The organism is Chitinophaga sp. LS1 (assembly GCF_034274695.1).
GTDB lineage: Bacteria > Bacteroidota > Bacteroidia > Chitinophagales > Chitinophagaceae > Chitinophaga.
Map to the genome: position 1 here is coordinate 4444706 of NZ_CP128362.1, position 20216 is coordinate 4464921.

General features: G+C 44.1%; 13 protein-coding genes. 11 read left to right on the plus strand and 2 right to left on the minus strand.

All coding sequences use genetic code 11. The annotated features are described in order from the left end of the window. Positions 1–35: 35 nt before the first annotated feature. Both QQL36_RS18505 and QQL36_RS18510 read right to left on the minus strand, forming a co-directional pair. On the minus strand, positions 36–515 hold the full coding sequence (locus QQL36_RS18505) for a hypothetical protein (protein ID WP_083722464.1): 480 nt from the start codon (positions 513–515) through the stop codon (positions 36–38). A gap of 17 nt (positions 516–532) precedes the next feature. Further along, positions 533–1375 (minus strand): hypothetical protein, encoded by an 843-nt coding sequence (locus QQL36_RS18510; protein WP_321566343.1) that lies wholly within the window; start codon positions 1373–1375, stop codon positions 533–535. Between the two features lie 49 nt (positions 1376–1424). Between QQL36_RS18510 and QQL36_RS18515 the strand changes: the two genes are divergently transcribed. From QQL36_RS18515 to mrdA, 11 genes are all read left to right on the plus strand, one after another. Beyond that, complete coding sequence (locus QQL36_RS18515) at positions 1425–1619, plus strand: hypothetical protein (protein WP_083722461.1); 195 nt, start codon at positions 1425–1427, stop codon at positions 1617–1619. A 422-nt stretch (positions 1620–2041) separates the two neighbouring features. Beyond that, positions 2042–2632: an RNA polymerase sigma factor gene (locus QQL36_RS18520; RefSeq protein WP_083722460.1), complete on the plus strand. Its 591-nt coding sequence runs from the start codon at positions 2042–2044 to the stop codon at positions 2630–2632. Between the two features lie 215 nt (positions 2633–2847). Then, a complete protein-coding gene (locus QQL36_RS18525; RefSeq protein WP_321566344.1) occupies positions 2848–3987 on the plus strand; it encodes a FecR family protein in 1140 nt (379 codons plus the stop codon). Positions 3988–4267: 280 nt separating this feature from the next. Further along, positions 4268–7834, plus strand: coding sequence for a SusC/RagA family TonB-linked outer membrane protein (locus tag QQL36_RS18530; RefSeq protein ID WP_321566345.1), 3567 nt, complete (start codon positions 4268–4270; stop codon positions 7832–7834). An 18-nt stretch (positions 7835–7852) separates the two neighbouring features. Then, entirely contained in the window at positions 7853–9322 is a 1470-nt protein-coding gene (locus QQL36_RS18535) for a RagB/SusD family nutrient uptake outer membrane protein (protein ID WP_321566346.1), read from the plus strand. Between the two features lie 2 nt (positions 9323–9324). After that, positions 9325–10257, plus strand: a complete 933-nt coding sequence (locus QQL36_RS18540) for a hypothetical protein (protein WP_083722456.1) — start codon at positions 9325–9327, stop codon at positions 10255–10257. A gap of 43 nt (positions 10258–10300) precedes the next feature. Further along, complete coding sequence (locus QQL36_RS18545; protein WP_321566347.1) at positions 10301–12652, plus strand: zinc-dependent metalloprotease; 2352 nt, start codon at positions 10301–10303, stop codon at positions 12650–12652. A 13-nt stretch (positions 12653–12665) separates the two neighbouring features. After that, a complete protein-coding gene (locus QQL36_RS18550) occupies positions 12666–14843 on the plus strand; it encodes a zinc-dependent metalloprotease (protein ID WP_321566348.1) in 2178 nt (725 codons plus the stop codon). A 2-nt stretch (positions 14844–14845) separates the two neighbouring features. Then, a complete protein-coding gene (locus tag QQL36_RS18555) occupies positions 14846–15937 on the plus strand; it encodes a thioredoxin family protein (protein WP_321566349.1) in 1092 nt (363 codons plus the stop codon). Beyond that, a complete protein-coding gene (locus QQL36_RS18560; protein WP_321566350.1) occupies positions 15918–18071 on the plus strand; it encodes a S9 family peptidase in 2154 nt (717 codons plus the stop codon). The genes QQL36_RS18555 and QQL36_RS18560 overlap by 20 nt, the downstream gene beginning before the upstream one ends. Positions 18072–18227: 156 nt before the next feature. Beyond that, positions 18228–20183, plus strand: coding sequence for a penicillin-binding protein 2 (gene mrdA, locus QQL36_RS18565; RefSeq protein ID WP_321566351.1), 1956 nt, complete (start codon positions 18228–18230; stop codon positions 20181–20183). Positions 20184–20216: the final 33 nt, after the last annotated feature.

Consider the following 20216-nt stretch of genomic DNA (forward strand, 5'->3'; position numbering starts at 1 on the left):
TTAGAGCCTGCTTTTTATTACTCCAGATAACGAAATTAAAATCGAATATTCGCCTCTTTTAAAGGATTGGCCTGTTTGTCTGAATGGAAATTGGCGCCGATAATAGTTTGCCCAGCGTATTTAACAATTACTAAGCTATTAGGACGTTTTGTATCATAATACATTGCATAGGCAATATCTACAGGTTGTGATTCAAGGTAATAAATTCCCTTAAACCTGAATCCGCATATATCATTTTGGATCTTTGGTATCACGTCAGTGTAGTTTTTGGTCGCATTTATAAATTCAGATTGTGGATCAAACCTATTAAAGTGGATAATCAAATTTCCATTACCTTGTTCTTGGCATAAAAAATCACCAGCAGGTGTTTTTTGAATGTCCTTCCAATAGCCGTTACCAGTTGAATCTTTCAGAAATAGTGAAATATATTGAGCCTTAATATTTATCTTAGATTTATCTTGACAAGAGGCTATAAAAGGCAAGTAAATTATGATTATCCAAGCGAAATATTTCATATGTATTACAAGTTTTATTAAGGAATTTTACCGTAAATTGTTGAATGTAAATTATAGGTTACATTCGGGTTATATTGTTGATTGAGATATAAAAAGCTTACTCTGTAAGTTACATCCCACTGAAAATCACTTATAGAGTTAGTAGTGCTTTCAACCTTAACCCCATTAGATATTTCTGCACCAACTTCTACACCGGCAGCATTTATACCTCCTTTTACAATAGTCGTACCATCCGAAGTGAATATTAATGTTCTTTTTTCAATTAAATCACCGGCAGCATTACCGAACCAGGCATAAACATCTTCCCTAATATTTAAATAAGGTTGGGTTGGAGTTTCGACGATACCAATGTTACTTCCCAAAATTTGTTGAGTAACTGGGCCTGCCTGAGTCGCATTGGGATGGGATGTTTGTTGCTCATTGTAGTAAAAAGGTAGTACTACATACAGCTGGACAGGTCGGGCGCGATAATTTAGTACAATTTTGATATCATACCTTGTACGGGTAGTGGGTCCTCCAAGACTTCCCATTGGATCACCTTCATAAGTCGCATAGGCGTCATCCGTATAAGCGGGATTAAACTGATCTGGATAAGCTGCATCATAGTTACTTGCAGTTTTTGCACTAGATAGATTTTGAACACTGTCCTTAAGTTGGGCAATAAAACTACTTGTAAGTTTCTCATCAGCGAATATTGAGTTTAAGTAGTCGTGTTGACCTTTGTTAATGCTTATTCCATTTGTAGGAAGGCCTTCCTGAGATTTGATAGATTCCGTTAGGGCACTTTCTTTCTTGGCACAGGAAAATAACAGTAATGAACATAGGCTAACAGTTGCTAGCTTACAGAATGTTGGTTTCATGAGTTAAACAATTGGTTTTTGTTCGGGTTATAAATGTTCGCAAACTTAAATGATTTTACACGATAACTTAAAATTCATTTTTAATGATAGAGGTCACTACCTAAGCGAGTGTTGTGTTAAAGAATTTGGAAATGTGATTAAAGCAGGTGCACAGGTTGCGGTGGCTGGTGCGGCAATTTATGCTGCTCAGGATCCTGCTGCTGCAGCAAAGGCACTACGCGAGGCGATTGATGCTGTTAATTAAGTTACGGGTAAATCCTTCTCAAATAAGGCTGTACCTGTCAAGGTGCGGCCTTTTTTGAGAAGGAGAATGGATGGCGGCAGGGGCAGGAATTTGTTTTCGGTTGAAGGTAGGGAAAAGGATTCTTATGTTTAGACTGGCTCCAGGAAGATTAAAATGAAGCCTTTGATATGGAGTCCTATATTTTTATCCTTTCCCTGCTACCCCAGTTCCTCCCACCTGCACTACCTTCCTTTAAATAATCCTTTTAAAAACACACAGGGCGTCTAAGTTTACCTCCTCAACAACAAATCTTCCATCCACCAACATACTTCCAAAACCACCTTCCCCTCAGGTGATCTTTCAAAGGGTATCACCACCAGGCGGCTCAGCAATGAGCCGCCTTTTATTTCATTCAAAAATTAGGTATACTTGTACCACAAAGGATGACCAATCAGTTTCTATACAATGAAATGGACGAGAATGACCTTTTTCTAAAAGTAGCAGAAGGCGACGAAACAGCATTTACGATTATCTACCAGCATTTCATGACCTTACTGGCCGGCGCTATGATGCGCCTCCTCCAATCTGAAAAAGACGTGGAAGAAGCCCTCCAGGAAGCATTCCTGCGAATCTGGCTCAACAGGGACAGCATCCCTGACATCACCAACCCAGGAGGTTGGGTAAGGAAAATAGTGATCAATGAATGTTACCGTCTGCTCAGAAAAAGAAAACTGCGTGATCGCCTGCAGGAAGATTTATTCTCCCTCGCAGACGATGACAGCTATGATCATGCCATCCAACAAGTCGCCTTCAACGAAACTAAACGCATCATTCAGGACGCCGTGGCCGAAATGTCGCCCCGCCAGGCTACTATTTATAACCTGAGCCGCATACAAGGTAAAACCACCAGAGAAATCGCAGCAACACTGCATCTGAGCAACGACTACGTGAAGAAAACCCTCGCCACCGCACTTGAAAAAGTAAGAAAAAAACTTATCGCCGCCGGAAAACTCCTCCCTTCTATATTATTATAGAAACCTCCGCCCCCCTATATTATCATAAAAACCTCCGCCCCCTATATCATTATAAAACCTCCTTCCCCCCATATTATCATAAAAACCTCCTCCCCCTATATCATTATAAAACCTCCTTCCCCCATATTATCATAAAAACCTCCTCCCCCTATATCACCATAAAAAATATTTTTCCCCCTATACCCCCCTTTTCCATTTCCAAGGGTCAATTAAATATGGACCACCAAAGATTAGCTGATTTACTAAAAGCCTATGCCGACAATTCCATCACCCTGGAAGAAACCGACGAATTGCTTACCTGGCTCGAAACTCATCCCAATCATCCCATGGCGGAAGAAGTGGGAGAGGAATTCCTGCTCGCCAATCAGCATGTCACCACTAACCTGGAACCATACCAACACATTGCCAGTAAAATTCTGGCCACCGACCGACCTGTCATCCGCAAGGTCTTCCCCATTAAACGCATACTATCATATGCAGCTGCCATCGCATTGTTAATGGGTGTATTATTATACAATCTGTTAAAAGAGAACCACCAGCCTGTTATTATTGCTAAAACTATAACACCTGCCATCAACGGCGCCATCCTTACCCGTGGTGATGGCCGGCAAATTAACCTCGATACCTTACAGTCCACCAACCTGGGTAAAGAAGAGGGCACAGCTATTAAATTACACAAAGGACTACTGGCCTATGAAGGTTCGAACAACAGTGGAAACATGGTCTACAATACCATTCACACTCCCAATGGCAGAACCTTTCATGTCCTCCTGCAGGATGGCACCGGCGTATGGCTGAATGCCGGTAGCTCCATCACATACCCCGTTGCATTCAACGGTAAAACAAGAGAAGTCAGCATTACAGGAGAAGTCTATTTTGAGGTTGCCAATGCTGTCAATCAACCATTCAAAGTGAACATCGACGACAGGGCATGGGTACAGGTGCTGGGAACTGCATTTAATATCAACGCCTACAAAGATGAACCTTACATCGCCACTACTTTAATTCAAGGTGCTGTAAAGGCTGGCTACCGCCAACAGGAAGCCATTCTGCATCCCGGTCAGCAGGCGCTCGTCAACGCAGATGGTGCTATGCAGTTAAAAGAAATAGCACCCACCGCCATCACCGCATGGCGCAATGGTCTCTTCCATTTCGATAACGCTTCCATCCCCGCCGTCATGCGCCAACTGGCCCGCTGGTACGATGTAACCGTCCGCTTCGAAGGTGCTCCATCTACCCGTTCCTTCTCAGGTGAGATCGGCCGTGATCTCAGTCTGCAGCAGGTACTGGCCATCCTTGAAACAATGAAAATTCATTATAAAATCAACAACAGGGAAATTATTATCACAGAATAAAAAACCAACCATCAATTTTTTTTCATGCAACATTAAGAAGGGATAATACCGACCGTCAACTAAAATCAGTCCTGCAGAAAACAGGAACAAAGAATTGAATGAATAAAAAAACCGGGGATTCAGATTGGACCCTGCCCCCGGTTGATATTCAGGCGATCTCTTAAGGAATTTCTACAGCTTAAAACTACCACCTAAACATTGCAAAAGTATGCAAATTAAGGCGTATTGCGGCTCCGTTTTTAAGGAGAGACCGCTGTTCTCAACCAAAATCATGTTAGTCATGAAACTAACAACTGTTATTTTAATCGGCGCCTTCCTGCAACTGAGTGCCCATACAAACGCTCAGTTGATCAATTACACCGGGAAGTCCGTAAAGCTTGAAAAAGTATTTGAAGCCATCAAAGAACAAACAGGCTATGTGTTCTTTTATGATGATGCTGACATTAAAAACGCCGCTCCTGTAAACATACAGTTGTCTGGCGCAACAGTGAACAACGCCCTGCCGCAGGTTTTGCGAAACCAACCATTTGACTACAACATCCAGGGCAAAACTGTGGTCATCTCCCGCAAGGTAGACTTCTTCCCCATAGAGATGAAAAAAGACGGCCCTGTCAATGGTGTGGTCATGTCGCCAAACGGCCAGCCACTCGCCGGTGCCACGGTGACTGTAAAAGGGAAACCCGTGAGCGTACTCACCGATGCCCAGGGACATTTCTCAATCAATGTTCTGAGCAATGAAACCCTCATTGTCTCTTACATTGGTTATAGCCGTATTGAAATCCCTGTATCCAGGTTAGATGCATTGACAATGGGTAAGATGGAGAAAACACCCGGTGGCAACTATACCCGCATGGTATCCGGCGAAATGCTGATCGGCCTCGAACCCGTAGTCACTTCATTAGATGAAACCGTTGTAACAGGTTACCAGGTATTACGTAAATCGAGCGTAGCAGGTTCTGTGAGTTCGGTAAAATCTGCGGATCTCTACCTGAATGGTGTGAACAGCATCGAACAGGCTTTACAGGGTAAACTCCCCGGTGTAGTTGTTACCAACACTTCCGGTCTTACTGGTGTAAGACAACAAATCCGCGTACGTGGTACCTCTACCTTATTAGGTTCGCAGGAGCCGGTATGGGTGGTGGATGGTATCATCCAGCAGGATCCCTTGCCATTCAAAGCCACTACCCTGAATTCACTGGGTGATATTACGAGAGATAACTTTGATTATATCCGGGACTTCGTAGGCAATTCCATCGGCTGGCTTAACCCTAATGACATCGATGAAATCACAGTACTGAAAGATGCCTCTGCCACCGCTATCTATGGCGTAAAAGCGGCAAATGGCGTAATCGTGATCAATACCAAGAGAGGGCAATCCGGACCCGCTACCGTTAGTTACTCTCTCAATACCAGCATGACTGACAAAGTAAATTATGACCGCCTGGAGATGATGAACTCCAAACAAAGAGTGGCCGTATCCAAAGAAATTTATGCACGCGGACTTGTATCCAACAGTATCAGTAACAATGTCGGCTATGCCGGTGCGCTCTCTCAATACCTGAATAAACAGATTACTGCCGAAGAATTTGATGCCAAAGTAGCAAGAATGGAAACGGTCAATACCGACTGGTTCAAACTGCTCTTTCGCAATGCAGTCAGCATGAACCATAACCTGAGCATTTCAGGAGGTAACCAGAACACCCGCTACTATGCCAGCTTTGGGTACAATACTACCAATGGTACTGCCATCGGTAATGATAGCAAAGCCTATACTGGTAATATAAATATTAATTCCCGCCTCTCTCCCAGGCTGAATGTAGGACTGCGTCTCTCTGCCAGCAACAAGGTGATCAACGGCTTCTATAAGGTCAACCCTTATGCATATGCCTCTGGTACCAACAGGGCTATTGAAGCATATACTACCGATGGTGATTTGTCTTTTTATACTGCATCCAGTGGGTTTCAGTATAATATCATCAATGAAAGGAACAATACAGGTCTCCGTACCAGCACGCTCTCTGCCAATACCAGCATGGATGTAAACTATGAAATCATTCCGGGGCTGGTATTTCAGACTTTATTTGGCTACAGTACCAGCAGTACCAATGGAGAATCTTATGCAACAGAACGTACTGAATATATTGCCGGCATCAGGAATTATGACTATGGTACTGCAAAGTCTACTGATGTTGCGTATATCAACAGTAAAATGCCTGTAGGCGGAGAACTGAATGATGACGATAGCCGTAACATTACCTGGAACTGGCGTAACAGTCTTTCCTATAGCCATCTCTTTGCACAGAAACATGCGCTTACGGCCATGATCGGACAGGAGGCCAACAGCAGCAAGACTACAGGATTGTCTGCACGTACACTGGGTTTCCTCTATGGCAGAGGTAAATCTTTTGTTAGCCTGCCATTAACCTATACTGCAAATGGGACCGCTAATCCACTCTTACTTGAAAATACGCATGTATACACAGATAACCTGGTAAATAATGTAGGTCTCTACGCAACTGTCAATTATGTATACGACAACCGTTATGTTGTCAATGCCAGTGTACGTTCTGATGCATCTAACCGTTTTGGTCAGTTTACAGGGGAAAAATTCAACCCTGTATGGGCAGGTGGTGTGCGCTGGAATGCTGGCAGAGAAAAATGGTTTGACCACAGTGGCTGGATGTCTGATATGAGTGTGCGGTCCAGCTACGGTTTTCAGCGTAACATTGTAGCTGGTATCAGCCCTGACCTGATTATCAAAACACCTACAGGTGCCGCCAGTGCTTCAGTAGACCAGTTTACCGGTGAGTCGATGCTGACTTTAAGCAAATTACCGTATGCGGATCTGCGCTGGGAGAAGAACACTTCTGTTAACCTGGGATTTGACCTCAGCATTTTCCGTGGCAGGATACAAACTTCATTTGAATATTACTGGAAGAAAGGCAAAGACCTCATTACCCAATTGGCAGTGCCCGTAGAATACGGGGTTGAAACCATGCCGATCAATGGTGGTTCTATGATCAACCACGGCCTGGAAGTAAGCGCCAGCTTCGTACCCATCCGTACCCGTGACTTTACCTGGACGGTAAGTGCAAATACAGCTAAGAACTTCAACCAGGTTAAAAAGACAGGGACGCAGTTGAATTCTTACACTACGGCTGCCAGCGGCACTTTGTACAAAGAAGGTTATCCCGTATCCGGTTTCTGGGCCTTTGATTTTAAAGGTATAAACCCTGAGAATGGTTTACCAATCATCAATCTTGCCGTACCTAAAGGTGCCGATTCTTTGAATGATCCTACCAGTTATATGCGCTATATGGGTAAGTTAGATCCATTGATTACAGGTGGCCTGGGTATGAGCTTCCGGTATAAGCGTTTTACTCTTTTTACAGACCTTTACCTGCAGGTAGGTGGCAAGCGATTCCTGAAAGCGGCGTATCGATTAAATCCGTTGTTGCCAAGAGAAGACGAAAACCTCTCTGCAGAACTGCTGCAAAGATGGACGCCCGATAATACAACTTCCAATTTTCCCGGACTGCCTGATAATAGAATTCCTTATACAAAGTTGCCTAATGGCAAGACTGCCCTGGTATATGATATGTACAACTACAGTTCTGCACGTGTAGTAAACGCCAGCACACTGAGATGTAACAATCTGTCTATGGCCTATAGTTTCCCTGAACAGGTAATAAAAAAACTGAAGTGCAAAACGCTGAACATGTCGGGTGGTGTATCGCAGCTATTCTCTATTGTGAGCAGAGACTATAAGGGAAGGGATGCCGAAGTGGCTACCGGTGCGCAGCCCCGTACCCGCACCTATACCTTATCCGCCTCCGTTAGTTTTTAATTGTCAAACAGTACGAACATGAAGCAACTTATTATATATCTTTTGCCCATCTGCCTGCTATTCAGCTCCTGCAAGAAGTTCCTGAAGGAGACGAGTCCGGACGAGATCAAGCCTACTACTACTGATGATCTGTATGCACTGATGATCAGTGATGCCTATCCTTATACAGCTAACCTGGAAGATTTTTCTGACATACTCACGGATGATGTGCGTAGTTACGGCATGCCCCGTAAATCGACAGGAGAACAGAACACCACTTATTCCAGCTATTACCAGAATGGACAAGGTGTATTCAAATATGATGCTGAAGAGCTGGATGGTTCCGAGGGTACAGCAGCGACGGCACTGAATGCCTGGGCAAGATATTACAGCAAAATTAAAGGCTGTAATATCATTATTGACTATATAGACAATGTGTCGGGAACACAGAAGGACAAGGATGCACTGGTAGGACAATCCTTGCTGCTGAGAGCGTTTTATTACTTTAAGCTGCTGCAGTTGTATTGTGCGCCATATGTTGCCAGTGCAGCATCTACGCCTGGTGTGCCATTGATCTTGTCGATGCAGGTGAGTGACGAACACATTGGCCGCAGTACCCTGCAGGAGACTTTTGACCAGGTAGAAAAAGACCTTACTCAGGCAGCGACATTGCTGGAAGCAAACTATAAAACGCCCAACGCTTATCGCGTAGGTTACATAGCCGCCTATGCATTACTCTCCAGGGTATACCTGTATAAAGGGGAGTGGGACAAAGCGATCGACTATGCTGAAAAAGTGCTGGCGGAACGTTCCCAGTTGACTGATATGAGCCTCTCTTCTTCCTCCGGTTCATTATATATATATGATCAGTCACAGAGCGCAGAAGTGATTTTTCAATATGGGTCTAATCCCAGTGGTGTTACCACGTTTTTCCCTTCTCCGATTAGCTATTCGGGCATGCATGCACCTTACGAAGTAGCTGATGAACTGGGCCAGCTGTATGAAAATAATGACCTGCGGTATAAGTTTTACTTTTATAAAGTTACCGTTTCAGGAGCTAGTTATAACACCCGTAGTTCCAAGATTGGTGTAAACAGTAAAGGCGGTGATAAAGGGATCCGTGTAGCAGAAATGTACCTCAATGCAGCGGAAGGACTGGCCCGCCGCTTCAAGTCCGGCGGCCAGGAAGCCGATCGTACCAGCGCATTGCAATACCTGAATACCCTGCGACAAAACAGGTTTTCTTCTCCATATACCACGATCGATATACAGAATGCTGACTCGCTTATCAGTTTTGCACTGGCAGAAAGAAGAAGAGAGCTATGCCTTGAAGAAAACTTCAGATGGGCAGATATCAAGCGGTTGGGATTGTCTGTGACTCACAATTTCATTGATGCAGACGGGAATAGCACCATCTATACACTGGCGGCAAACAGTCCGTTGTATGCATTACCTATTCCTGTTACTGCTTTAGAGAGAAATAATAAACTGACTCAAAACGCCCGTTAAAAATGAAATTAGCAATCTATATATTCCTTTTGCTGGCATTGGTTGCCTGTAAGAAGCAGGAAGAAACGCTCACCCCTTCTGCGAGCCTGGTTTATACATTACCACAAGGTAGTCATGATTATGATACGACTATCCTGGATTATTATAAAAAGTATGGCACCTACCTATTGTATCAATTCACAGACAGGGACGCCTACTGGACGCCAACCGGCTGGAAAAATGCAAGGTATGATTCTGCTGGTGCCTACTGGAATGTGGGGTTCCTGGCAATAGAAGCAGAGGAAACGTATGTAGGCAAACAACTGGAAGTAATACAGCGCCTTTGGTTCAGGTATTATTCCGATAAGTTCCTGAAGCAGTTTTTACCTGTGAAGATCCTGCTCTGTTCTAAAATAGACTCTTCTTATCTGGGGTATGATTTTTCTACGACCCCAACTACTTTCTACCTGAAGTATAAGGAGGTTGCCGCATGGTACAACTATGACAATATCTCTGTTAATTTTGGTAATGCCAATGTAGAAAATATGACAGCGAAAGATTCCGGTTATTTCATCTGGAAAGTATCGCAGGCTTTTATGGCAGAAATCTTCGCAACAAAACCTGTTGCTGCTACAGACGATTTTACAAAGCTTACCAGCTATACAACGAAGTTTACCACCCAGGCAGCGGCTTATGCGGCAGGATCCATTTCTACCTATTACAGCGCATCTGCACAGAATGACTGGGAAAAATTTATGCTGGCGATGGTGAGTTGTTCCGAAACCATGCTAAACCAGGCAGAAGCAGCATCATCCTACAGCAATAAAGGTATTCTCAACCCCCTCAAGGATACCAGTGGGAAAATAAAAAAGCGGTATAACATCGTACGGAATTATTTCATCACAAACTATAATGTAGACCTGCAGGCCATCGGCAATGCCGCTATCCCGCAATGATTGAAGAAAGATGACGACTTTAAAGCGATTAATCCTTACCTGCATGTTCTATGCAGCCCCCCTGTCATTGTCAGCACAGTCTGCTGATAGTATTCCATCTATGGAAAGCTTTATTAAACCGACGGCTGTGCGTCACCAGGGAATGTGTAATATTTATATACAGGAAGGGCGCTACCTCATGGAAGTGCCGGATAGTATTAATGGACGTGATATCCTCTCTGCTATTACGATTGTAAAAGGTGCTGCACAGGTAGAGCGTAAGCCCGAAAAGCGATTCGGTTATGCAGGAGATGCCGTGTTTGAAAGAGTGATCCGCTTTGTGAAAGCAGGGGACAAACTCAATATCGTACAACCTATATTTCAGAATGCACAGGATTCAACCACCATCTATTACAAGGTAGCTAACAATACTTTGATGCCTGTATTATTGTCTTTTCCTGTAAAGGCAAAGAGTGATCATGCTGTACTGATTGATTTTACAGAGACACTTACCGGGGATGGAGATCTCTTTGCATTGAAAGGAGCAAAGAAAGAGTTGAGCTTAGGTAATCTTGAAGCAGACAAGTCTTCCATCTTAAGTATTCGTTGCTTTCCTGCTAACATGAATTTCCGGTCTTTGCGTACTTATGGTCCTGGAGGGGAAAGTAAAAATTCTTCTGCATGGGAGGTCGGTGCTTCCTGGGTATTATTGCCGCTGCACCCTATGCCGCAGCGCTTTGAGGATAGCAGGGTAGGTTATTTTACAAAGACAATCAGAGACTACGATAACTATGCAATTAATCCCAGGATGGTACAGTTGACTATCCGCTGGGACTTGCACCCTAAGGCGGCAGACGTGCCCCGTTACCTGGCAGGAGAGTTGGTAGAACCAGAACATCCGATTGTGTTTTATATCGATAAGCATACGCCTGCTTACCTGGTTCCTTATTTTATAAAAGGGGTGAATGCCTGGCAACAGGCATTTGAAAAAGCTGGTTTCAGACATGCCATTTATGCATTGCCGGAACCATCTGAAGAAGATAGTACCTATGCCATGGAAGATGTCAGGTTCTCTTATATCTCTTACAAAGGTTCTCCTATTGAGAATGCCTATGGTCCCAATGTAAGCGATCCCCGGTCCGGTCAGATTATCAGTAGCAGAGTCGCGGTATTTCACAGTGTGTTAGACCTGATACAGCGCTGGTATTTTTCTATGTGTGCAGCGACCGATACAGCAGCTCGTCGTTATCCGCTGAGCCATGATGTGATGGGCCGGCTGATACAGAATGTCATCACTCATGAGGTAGGGCATACGTTGGGGTTAAAACACAACTTTGGTGGCAGCGCATTTTATGAAGTAGATAGTATTCGTAAGCCAGCTTATGTGGCAAAGAATGGTTTTGGGGCATCCATAATGGATTATATGCGATTCAATTATACTGCACAGCCGGAAGATCATATGCCAGACACCCTGTTGGTACCAGGTATTGGTGTGTATGATTTGTTTGCAATTGAATGGGGGTATCGTTACCTGCCCCAATTTACAACACCAAAAGCGACTTCCGACTCATTGGAACGCTGGGTGACGGAAAAGCGAAAAGATATTCGCCTTCGCTTTGGTAGAGAGAATGACCAGATGGATCCACGTTATCAATCGGAAGATGTAGGGAGTGACCCTGTAAAAGCCGGCAAACTGGGTATTAAAAACCTCCAGCTTACCATGCAGCATTTTAATGAATGGATGAAGACGTCTGAGAATGATCCTGCTCATTACAGACAGCAATACAGGAGCCTGTTAGGCCGATATCATAATTACCTGTTGCATGCGCTGGTTGAGGTAGAGGGACGGTATAATAACAGGGAAGCAAAGCCTGAGGAAAACCTCCCCTCTTACGAGCCGGTACCCAGGGCAAGACAGGAAGCTGCTGTTGCTTTCCTGGAAGAATACTTGTTGGAGTATCCCAAATGGTTGTTTGATACAGCTATTATGAAGAAAGCGGCATTCGAATTTGACAGGGATGGTATGGAGCCTTTCAATATTACTTTGTCCCGTTTGATCATGTCATACAGCCATATAAGTGATAACCTGGCGGTCAATCCAAAGGGCTATACTACAAAGGAACTGTACGAAAGATTATATACAGTGATATTCAGTAAACCGGCTACCAGTGAATTCAATAGGGAGCTGCAGCGTACATTACTCATAAAATCATTGTCAATAGTAGCATCATCTTCAGGTTTTTCAGATGATGTAAGTGTACAGCTGCTGGCTATAATTGATAAGATAGGTACAAAAAGCAGAAAAGAATTACAGGTAAGTACTGATGTGCTCCTGAAAGCACATTGGGAGTCACTGGCAGATATGATTACCATTTGGGAAAACGGAAATGCTTCCTCACTGGCAGCAGGTAAATAAATAATATTGGCATATGAGAAGACCACTGATAACAGTTTGTCTGCTATTGAATGTAGCACTGACTACTGCACAAAATAAATCACCGCAATCCTATAAAGAGTTTTATAAGGATGGCATGAAGAAAATAGAAGGAGATTATTCTATTTACAGGAAAGATAAACACTATTACCTGGAAATACCAGACAATGCACTGGGAAAAGATGTATTGGTAATGGGATATGTAAGGAAAGGAAATTCATCTGCAATAGCAAAATCAGCAGGTATTATCCGGTTCAGTAAAGGTATCAGCAACTCGTTGAATGTAACCCGTATTAGTTTTAATGAAGGTGCCAGCGGTGATATCAATGGGGATATGGAACCAGTAATAAAACGGTCGGGTTTATTGCCTGTCAGTTACGGTTATTCAATAGTAGCGACAGGAAAGAAAGGTGGTTATATTATCGAGATTTCCCGTCAGATTCTTGAAGGAGGAGATTGGTTTGCATTTCCTGATTTGACTTTCCTGAGTCATCCTGATCCGGAGCGCTCGGTGGTGGAAGATATTAAAACTACAGAAAAGGCAGTACGGTTTGCAGTAGAACGGTCTCAGACAGATTTTAACAAAGACTTTGTATCAGGCAGGGATATGGACAATGCCAATACTTACGAAATAGAACTTGTATTCCAGCAATTGCCTGACGAAAAGATGCCACGAAAACTGGCAGAGAAAGCATCTCCATTTGAAACATTTAGTTTCATGGACTATGGCAGAACAGCTTATACCGCCCGCAAAACATCTTTTATTCATAAATGGAATATCAATAATAAAATTAGTGTAGCACTAGATCCGAATATTCCTGCTTTTTTCAGAAAGTATATTGAGCAGGGTGTACTGGCATGGAATGTAGCTTTTCATGGAGATGTATTAAAGATTGTACAGGATCAGCAGTTAAGCCCTGGGTATATACTGGTGAACTGGGGTAATACTTATAATTCACCCATCGTTGCGACCGTTGAGCATCCTGAAACAGGTGAAATACTCGCAGCCCGTATTAATGTGACCGAAGCGGTAACGGATCAACTGATGTTACGATACTTGCTGCAATGTGGCGCCAATGATAACAGAATTATAAAAGATATCAGGAACCCGGAGATCCAGGGTGAGATTTTAAGGTGGCTCATAACCCAAACCGTAGGTGAAGCATTGGGCTTACGTGCGAACCTGAGCGGCAGTGCTGCTTATACCACTGCACAACTACGGAATCCCGCATGGATGAAGACGCATGCTTTCTCGGCTTCTATCATGGATGACATAGAATTTAACTATGTAGCTCAACCCGAAGATCACGTACCTGTGAGTACACTGATGCCGGGCATTGGTGAAGCAGACATTGCTGCGATCGAATGGGGATACGGACAAGGGCCGGCACCTACGTACTTGCCGGAAGATTCTTTGAACCCGCTTACACAGCATTATGACCTTGCTTCTGATAAGATCATGGCGTCAACACTTGCCATTAAAAATTTGCAGCGCGTGTTCCTGCAACTGGATACTATCAGCAAACAACTGGATGGTACGGAAGACCTTTTTAAAAGCAATGGATCCCTGTATGGTGCGGCATTGATCAGCTATGAGAAATACTGTATGGATGTGTCAGCGCTGATTGGTGGGGTATGCCGCAAGCCACTTTCGCTGGGAGAAGAAAAGATAAAGGCAGATGCTGCGGTACAAAAACAGGCATTGGCTTTCTTACAACAATATGTGTTCAGCGGCCCTGCTGCGTGGATGAAAATAAATGGTACACCTGGTGGTCGTGTGATCAGCGTAGAGGAGTCATTTACCCACATGCAGATTGCTATTCTGAAATCATTTATTGACATAAGAAAACTTGACCAGGTGGCAGATGCAAATGAGATTTTCAATTTCATTGATAAAGAAGTGTTCTTTTCCTTCAGTAAAGAAAAAGTGCTGACTACAGAAGAACGTACGATGCAGGCAAAATTTGTATACGAGCTTGCCCAGGCTACTTACAAAGCTAATATCAGTACTGGTTTAAATGATGCCAATGTACTGCTGCATTATTATATGATCACGACGATGAAGAAACTGGAAGATATGGCAAATACGCATCCGGATATGCTCACCAGGGAAAACTTCCGCCTGATGAAAATGAAAGCAGAACATGAATTTTTTCATAAAATAAAAGCCTGACTATGAAGAATATCATATATTCCTTACTGCTGGCATGCGCGTTTAGTCCGCTGATGGCCCAGCACAGGGAGATCGCTTTTGAACATGCACCGTTACCTGATCTGCTGGCCAGATCAGCAAAAGAACATAAACTTGTATTTGTAGATTGTTATACTACCTGGTGTGGTCCTTGCAAAGAGATGTCGACCTATGTATTCACAAAAGATACTGTAGCCGACTTTTTTAACACGCAGCTGATCTCTTTAAAGCTGGATATGGAAAAGGGAGAAGGACCGGAAGTGGGCAAAAAATACCGGGTAGGAGCATATCCGTCATATCTCTTATTAAATGAGAAAGGAGAGCTGGTGTATAAATTCGTTGGAGGCATGCCAGCAGAAGAATTTCTCAGAAAGGTATCCGAAGGGATGGACCCTGATAACAGGGTGGCACAGATCTTCCGCAGGTATGAGTCGGGAGATCGCAGCCCGGCGTTAATGCGGGAATACATCGTATTAACTTTAAGGAACAAGGAAATAAAGCGGGGAAAGGAACTCAATATAGAATACACCCAATCTCTTACCGCGCAGCAGAAGCTCCTGCCTGAAAACTGGTTTCTTTATGGAGAGAACCAGTTTTCCCGCGAGCTCTCTGATATGCATAGCCCGGACTTTACATACCTGGTAGAACACTGGCAGGACTTTGCCAAAGTAAAAGGCATTGATTCTATCAATCACAAGATCTCCGGCGTATTCCGTAAACTTACCAGCTATTGCCTGCAAGGTTATTACCAGAAAGATATCGGGTATCAAAAAGAAGACTTTGTTGTCTATCGTAAGCAAATCAAACACACACAGGTGCCAGATAAAAAAGACCTGATGATCATGATGGACATTGCCGAAGCAGCCTGTCAGGGAGATGCACAGCTTGTTACCAACCTGATTGCAGATCATATAGCCCAATTCAGTAGTCCGAATATGGATATTATATTTGCTTACCTGTCTTTCATTCCATCCTATAAAAAGAAGGAATATCCGCGTTGGGAAGAAATCATTCATACCGTAGCCGCTCATTCTCAAAACCATTTCCTCGTCGATCATGTTAAATCGTATTTTTAAAACGGGCCTGCTGGTCTTACTTGCTGGTAGTCTGTATGCTCAGGATACTTATTATGATGCCCCAAATCTGGCCAAACAGATGGGATCTCTGACCGTTATTCCTTTTTTTGTAAAGGGTACTGATAAATGCTGGTTTAGTGCGGACAAGGACTATTACCTGGTGGATGCGAAGCGCGGCACCCGTCAGTGTATTTCTGATAAAAAATACCTGGGGGGCTTGCTACAGGAGTTATTGCACCAACCTGTGGATACGGCAGCTATCAAAGTTGAGATGCCTGGTAGCAATGATATGGGAATCTATTATAAAGAAGCCCGTTATTCTTATAGCCTGGTGAATGGGAAACTGGTCCCCGCCATCCCCCATAATTATCCTCATTCTGGCTGGCGTAATGGTTTATCACCAGATAAGAAATGGCAGCTGGTGGCGAAGAACCATAACCTGTTTCTCCGGAAAAATTCGGATAGTTCTATGTTAAAGTTGTCTTTTGATGGGGAGTTATATCACTCTTTTAACATGAATGATGCTGACACTGGTACTTTGCGCGAATCAAATACAGAGGCGGTATGGATAAAAGGAACTTCAAAATTTTACGTAGTCAGAAAGGATCGGCGTAAGGTTGGTACAATGACCGTCGTGCATAGTTTGTCTACTCCCCGCCCAAGGGTAGAGACGTATAAATATGAACTGCCGGGCGATAAGGATGTGACGCAGTATGAGTTATACCTGGGCGATGCTTCGGAAGGGACCTTTCTGCCTGTAAATACGGGCGATTGGAAAGACCAGGAGCTGGAAGTGCTGTATGGCGGTGCTAAGGTGTATTTCCTGCGGAAGAAGCGTACAAGGGATGAGATGGACTTATGTGCAGTAGATTGGAAAGGTACAGTGCAGGTACTGATCCATGAGGTGAGTCGTCCTTTTATTAATGATGATGTATTCTCCGCTGCAATTCTCAATGATGGTAAAGATATTCTCTGGTGGTCAGACCGGAGTGGCTGGGGCCATTATTATTTATATGATGGTGCCGGTCATTTGCAGGGTGCAGTTACAGCGGGAGACTGGACAGCGGGTAAGTTACTGAGAGTAGATACGACTTCAAAAAGACTATACTTTTATGGCTATGGCAGGGAGCAGGGTATCAATCCTAACTACTCCTTTGTGTACGCCGTAAATTTCGATGGCAAAGGGTTGCGGCTGCTCACGCCTGAAAATGCCAACCATGAGGTGTTCATAGCGCCTGGCAATCAGTTCTTTGTTGACAACTATTCGCGGATAGACATGGATCCCCGCACTACTATCAGAAGTACCAGTAGCAACTGGCAGATGGAAATCTGGAAACCAGACCTGAGCCGGTTGTACAAATATGGCTGGAAAAGACCGGAGATGTTCACCATCAAAGCTGCCGATGGGGTAACGGATATTTATGGACTGATGTGGAAGCCGTTTGACTTTGACAGTACTAAAAAGTACCCCATCATTTCACAGGTATATCCGGGACCGCAGACAGAAACAGTATGGTCCTCGTTTACAGTGCTGGACAGGTATAATAATACCGCCCTGGCACAGACGGGGAGTATCGTGGTCTGTATGGGGCACAGGGGTGGATCGCCTTACCGCAATAAAGCATATCATACATATGGTTATGGCAACCTCCGTGACTATGCGTTGGACGATGACAGGCATGGGATCATCCAACTGGCTGCCAGATATCATTTTATTGATACCACCCGTGTCGGTATCTTTGGTCATTCCGGCGGGGGAATGATGGCGGTAGCGGCAATATGTACCTACCCTGATTTTTATAAGGTAGCAGTGGCCTCCTCCGGTAATCATGATAATAATATATATAACCGTACCTGGGGTGAAACCTTTCAGGGAATCGATTCCGGTTTTGCGTATCATGTAGCGCTGAACCAGGCACTCGCTTCGAAATTGAAAGGGCATTTATTATTAGTGACCGGAGAGGTAGATACGAATGTGCATCCGGCGGCTACCTATAGAATGGTGAATGCGTTGATACAGGCGGGAAAAGACTTTGACATGCTCGTATTGCCGGGGCAAAGTCATACTTACGAAGACACTTACAAAGCATATTTTCAACAACGGCTAAGACAATACTTTAAGTTCCACTTATGATAAAAAAAGGCGAGTCTGATCAGACTCGCCTTTTATATTATATAATAACCATCCTTCCTATTCTGATCATTACTATCCACGATCCCCTCGTACCTTTGAAAACCTTTGCCAACAAAGAATAACCATCTATCAGAAAAAAACGCACATTGTTTTAAAATGTCCATTTATAACCAGCCGAGAAGGCGTGTCATCCAGTTTATTTTTATCGGTCTCGTACTGCTGATTGTTTCCCGTTTATTTGTGCTGCAAATAATTGATAAGAAATATTCCAAGCTGGCAGATGCCAACTCCGTAGTGAGAAAAGTCGTCTATCCCAGCCGTGGAATCATCTTTGACAGAAAGGGGAGAAGTGTGTTGCGCAACGATGTGATGTACGACCTGATGGTCACTCCATCGAATGTAAAGAAAATTGACACGGCTTACCTGTGTAAGATCTTAGGGATTGATATGCCAGAGTTTAAGAAACGCATCGTGGCGGCAATTGTCAGGAATGGCCGGGTCAGACAGTCGGTTTTTGCACCGTTGTTATTGCCGGATGTATATGGGCAGTTGCAGGAAAGTATGTACCAGTTTCAACCGGGTTTTGAGCTGATGCCCAGGCAGATCCGTTCTTATCCTTATAGTGGTGCCGCCAATATATTGGGCTACATCGGTGAGATCTCGCCACAAATGCAGTTGAACCCTGCTTATAAAGATTATAACATGGGTGACTATCTGGGGATGACAGGATTGGAGAAAACCTATGAGCCCATTCTGATGGGGCAAAGAGGGATTCAATACCTTGTAAAGGATAACCTGAATCGCACACAGGGGGCGTATGAGAAAGGTGAATTTGACACAGCGGCAATAGCGGGCAAGAACCTCCGTCTATCATTGGATATTGATTTGCAGGTATTGGGTGAGCGGTTGATGCATAATAAGATAGGTAGTATTGTCGCCATCGATCCGCAAACAGGTGGTATATTGGCGATGGTAAGTGGTCCTTCATTTGATCCTAATTTATTGACGGGTTCTTACAGGGCGCGCAATTTTAATAAACTATTTAGCGATACGACCAAGCCATTGTTCAACAGGGCTATTCAGGGTACGTACGCACCGGGTAGCTCCATGAAACCATTGACAGCGTTGGTCGCGCTGGATGAGGGGATCATTACCCCTGATTTTGGTTATCCCTGTCATGGTGCATATTTGTCCTGCGGACGTAGAATTGCCTGTGAGCATAGTGAAGCCGGGCATGCAGCAAATTTACGACTGGCTATTTCTCACTCCTGCAATTCTTACTTTGTGAACCTGTACCGGATGGAAGTGGATGCAAAGAAATGGGGTGGAGTAGAAAAAGGACATCAGAAGTGGTATGAATACATGACGTCATTTGGGTTGGGACATCGGTTAGGTATTGATATACCGGGAGAATATGCGGGTTATGCGATTGATTCGGCGGGTATGAATAAGCGGTATCATGGGCAGTGGAATTCCTGTACAGAGTTGTATGTAGGGATGGGACAGGGCGCAGTGGCGGTCACGCCTTTGCAGATGGCGAATGCGATGTGTATCATTGCAAATAAAGGATTTTACTACCTGCCGCATTTTGTGAATAGTATTGATAATGATGTGGCTGATGTGCTGAAGAAGTTTAGGGATAAACATACGGTAGCGCATGTAAAAGATACGGCTTACCAGTCGGTGATATTGGGAATGGAAGATGTGGTGGAGAGTGGTACGGGTAGAAATGCACAGATAGAAGGGGTGATCGTGTGTGGAAAGACAGGTACGGCAGAGAACAATGCCATCGTAAACGGTCAATTGAAGAAGATGAAGAGCCATGCTTTCTTTGTAGCTTTTGCTCCGAGAGATCATCCGAAGATAGCGGTGGCGGTGATTGTGGAGAATTCTGGTTATGGGGGCACCTTTGCGGCGCCGATTGCAGGATTGATGATGGAGAAGTATCTGAATGATACGATTTCAGTAAAGAAGAAGCCGGTAGTGCAAAAGATGCTGGAGACGGTGACGATGGATCCGGTGGTGCTGGCAAAGTCCAAGCTGGATTCATTGAATGGCGCGACGGCTCATCTCACGACAGAGCAGATTATGAAGGAGTATTTCAGGAATTAATCTGGTTTAGAAACTTCATTGGATTGGGTCATA

What these genes read in the sequence shown, in the direction of transcription:
- QQL36_RS18505 (WP_083722464.1), bottom strand. Translation starts at nt 515, where the DNA reads ATGAAATATTTCGCTTGGATAATCATAATTTACTTGCCTTTTATAGCC.
- QQL36_RS18510 (WP_321566343.1), bottom strand. Translation starts at nt 1,375, where the DNA reads ATGAAACCAACATTCTGTAAGCTAGCAACTGTTAGCCTATGTTCATTA.
- QQL36_RS18515 (WP_083722461.1), top strand. Translation starts at nt 1,425, where the DNA reads ATGATTTTACACGATAACTTAAAATTCATTTTTAATGATAGAGGTCAC.
- QQL36_RS18520 (WP_083722460.1), top strand. Translation starts at nt 2,042, where the DNA reads ATGACCAATCAGTTTCTATACAATGAAATGGACGAGAATGACCTTTTT.
- QQL36_RS18525 (WP_321566344.1), top strand. Translation starts at nt 2,848, where the DNA reads ATGGACCACCAAAGATTAGCTGATTTACTAAAAGCCTATGCCGACAAT.
- QQL36_RS18530 (WP_321566345.1), top strand. Translation starts at nt 4,268, where the DNA reads ATGAAACTAACAACTGTTATTTTAATCGGCGCCTTCCTGCAACTGAGT.
- QQL36_RS18535 (WP_321566346.1), top strand. Translation starts at nt 7,853, where the DNA reads ATGAAGCAACTTATTATATATCTTTTGCCCATCTGCCTGCTATTCAGC.
- QQL36_RS18540 (WP_083722456.1), top strand. Translation starts at nt 9,325, where the DNA reads ATGAAATTAGCAATCTATATATTCCTTTTGCTGGCATTGGTTGCCTGT.
- QQL36_RS18545 (WP_321566347.1), top strand. Translation starts at nt 10,301, where the DNA reads ATGTTCTATGCAGCCCCCCTGTCATTGTCAGCACAGTCTGCTGATAGT.
- QQL36_RS18550 (WP_321566348.1), top strand. Translation starts at nt 12,666, where the DNA reads ATGAGAAGACCACTGATAACAGTTTGTCTGCTATTGAATGTAGCACTG.
- QQL36_RS18555 (WP_321566349.1), top strand. Translation starts at nt 14,846, where the DNA reads ATGAAGAATATCATATATTCCTTACTGCTGGCATGCGCGTTTAGTCCG.
- QQL36_RS18560 (WP_321566350.1), top strand. Translation starts at nt 15,918, where the DNA reads ATGTTAAATCGTATTTTTAAAACGGGCCTGCTGGTCTTACTTGCTGGT.
- mrdA (WP_321566351.1), top strand. Translation starts at nt 18,228, where the DNA reads ATGTCCATTTATAACCAGCCGAGAAGGCGTGTCATCCAGTTTATTTTT.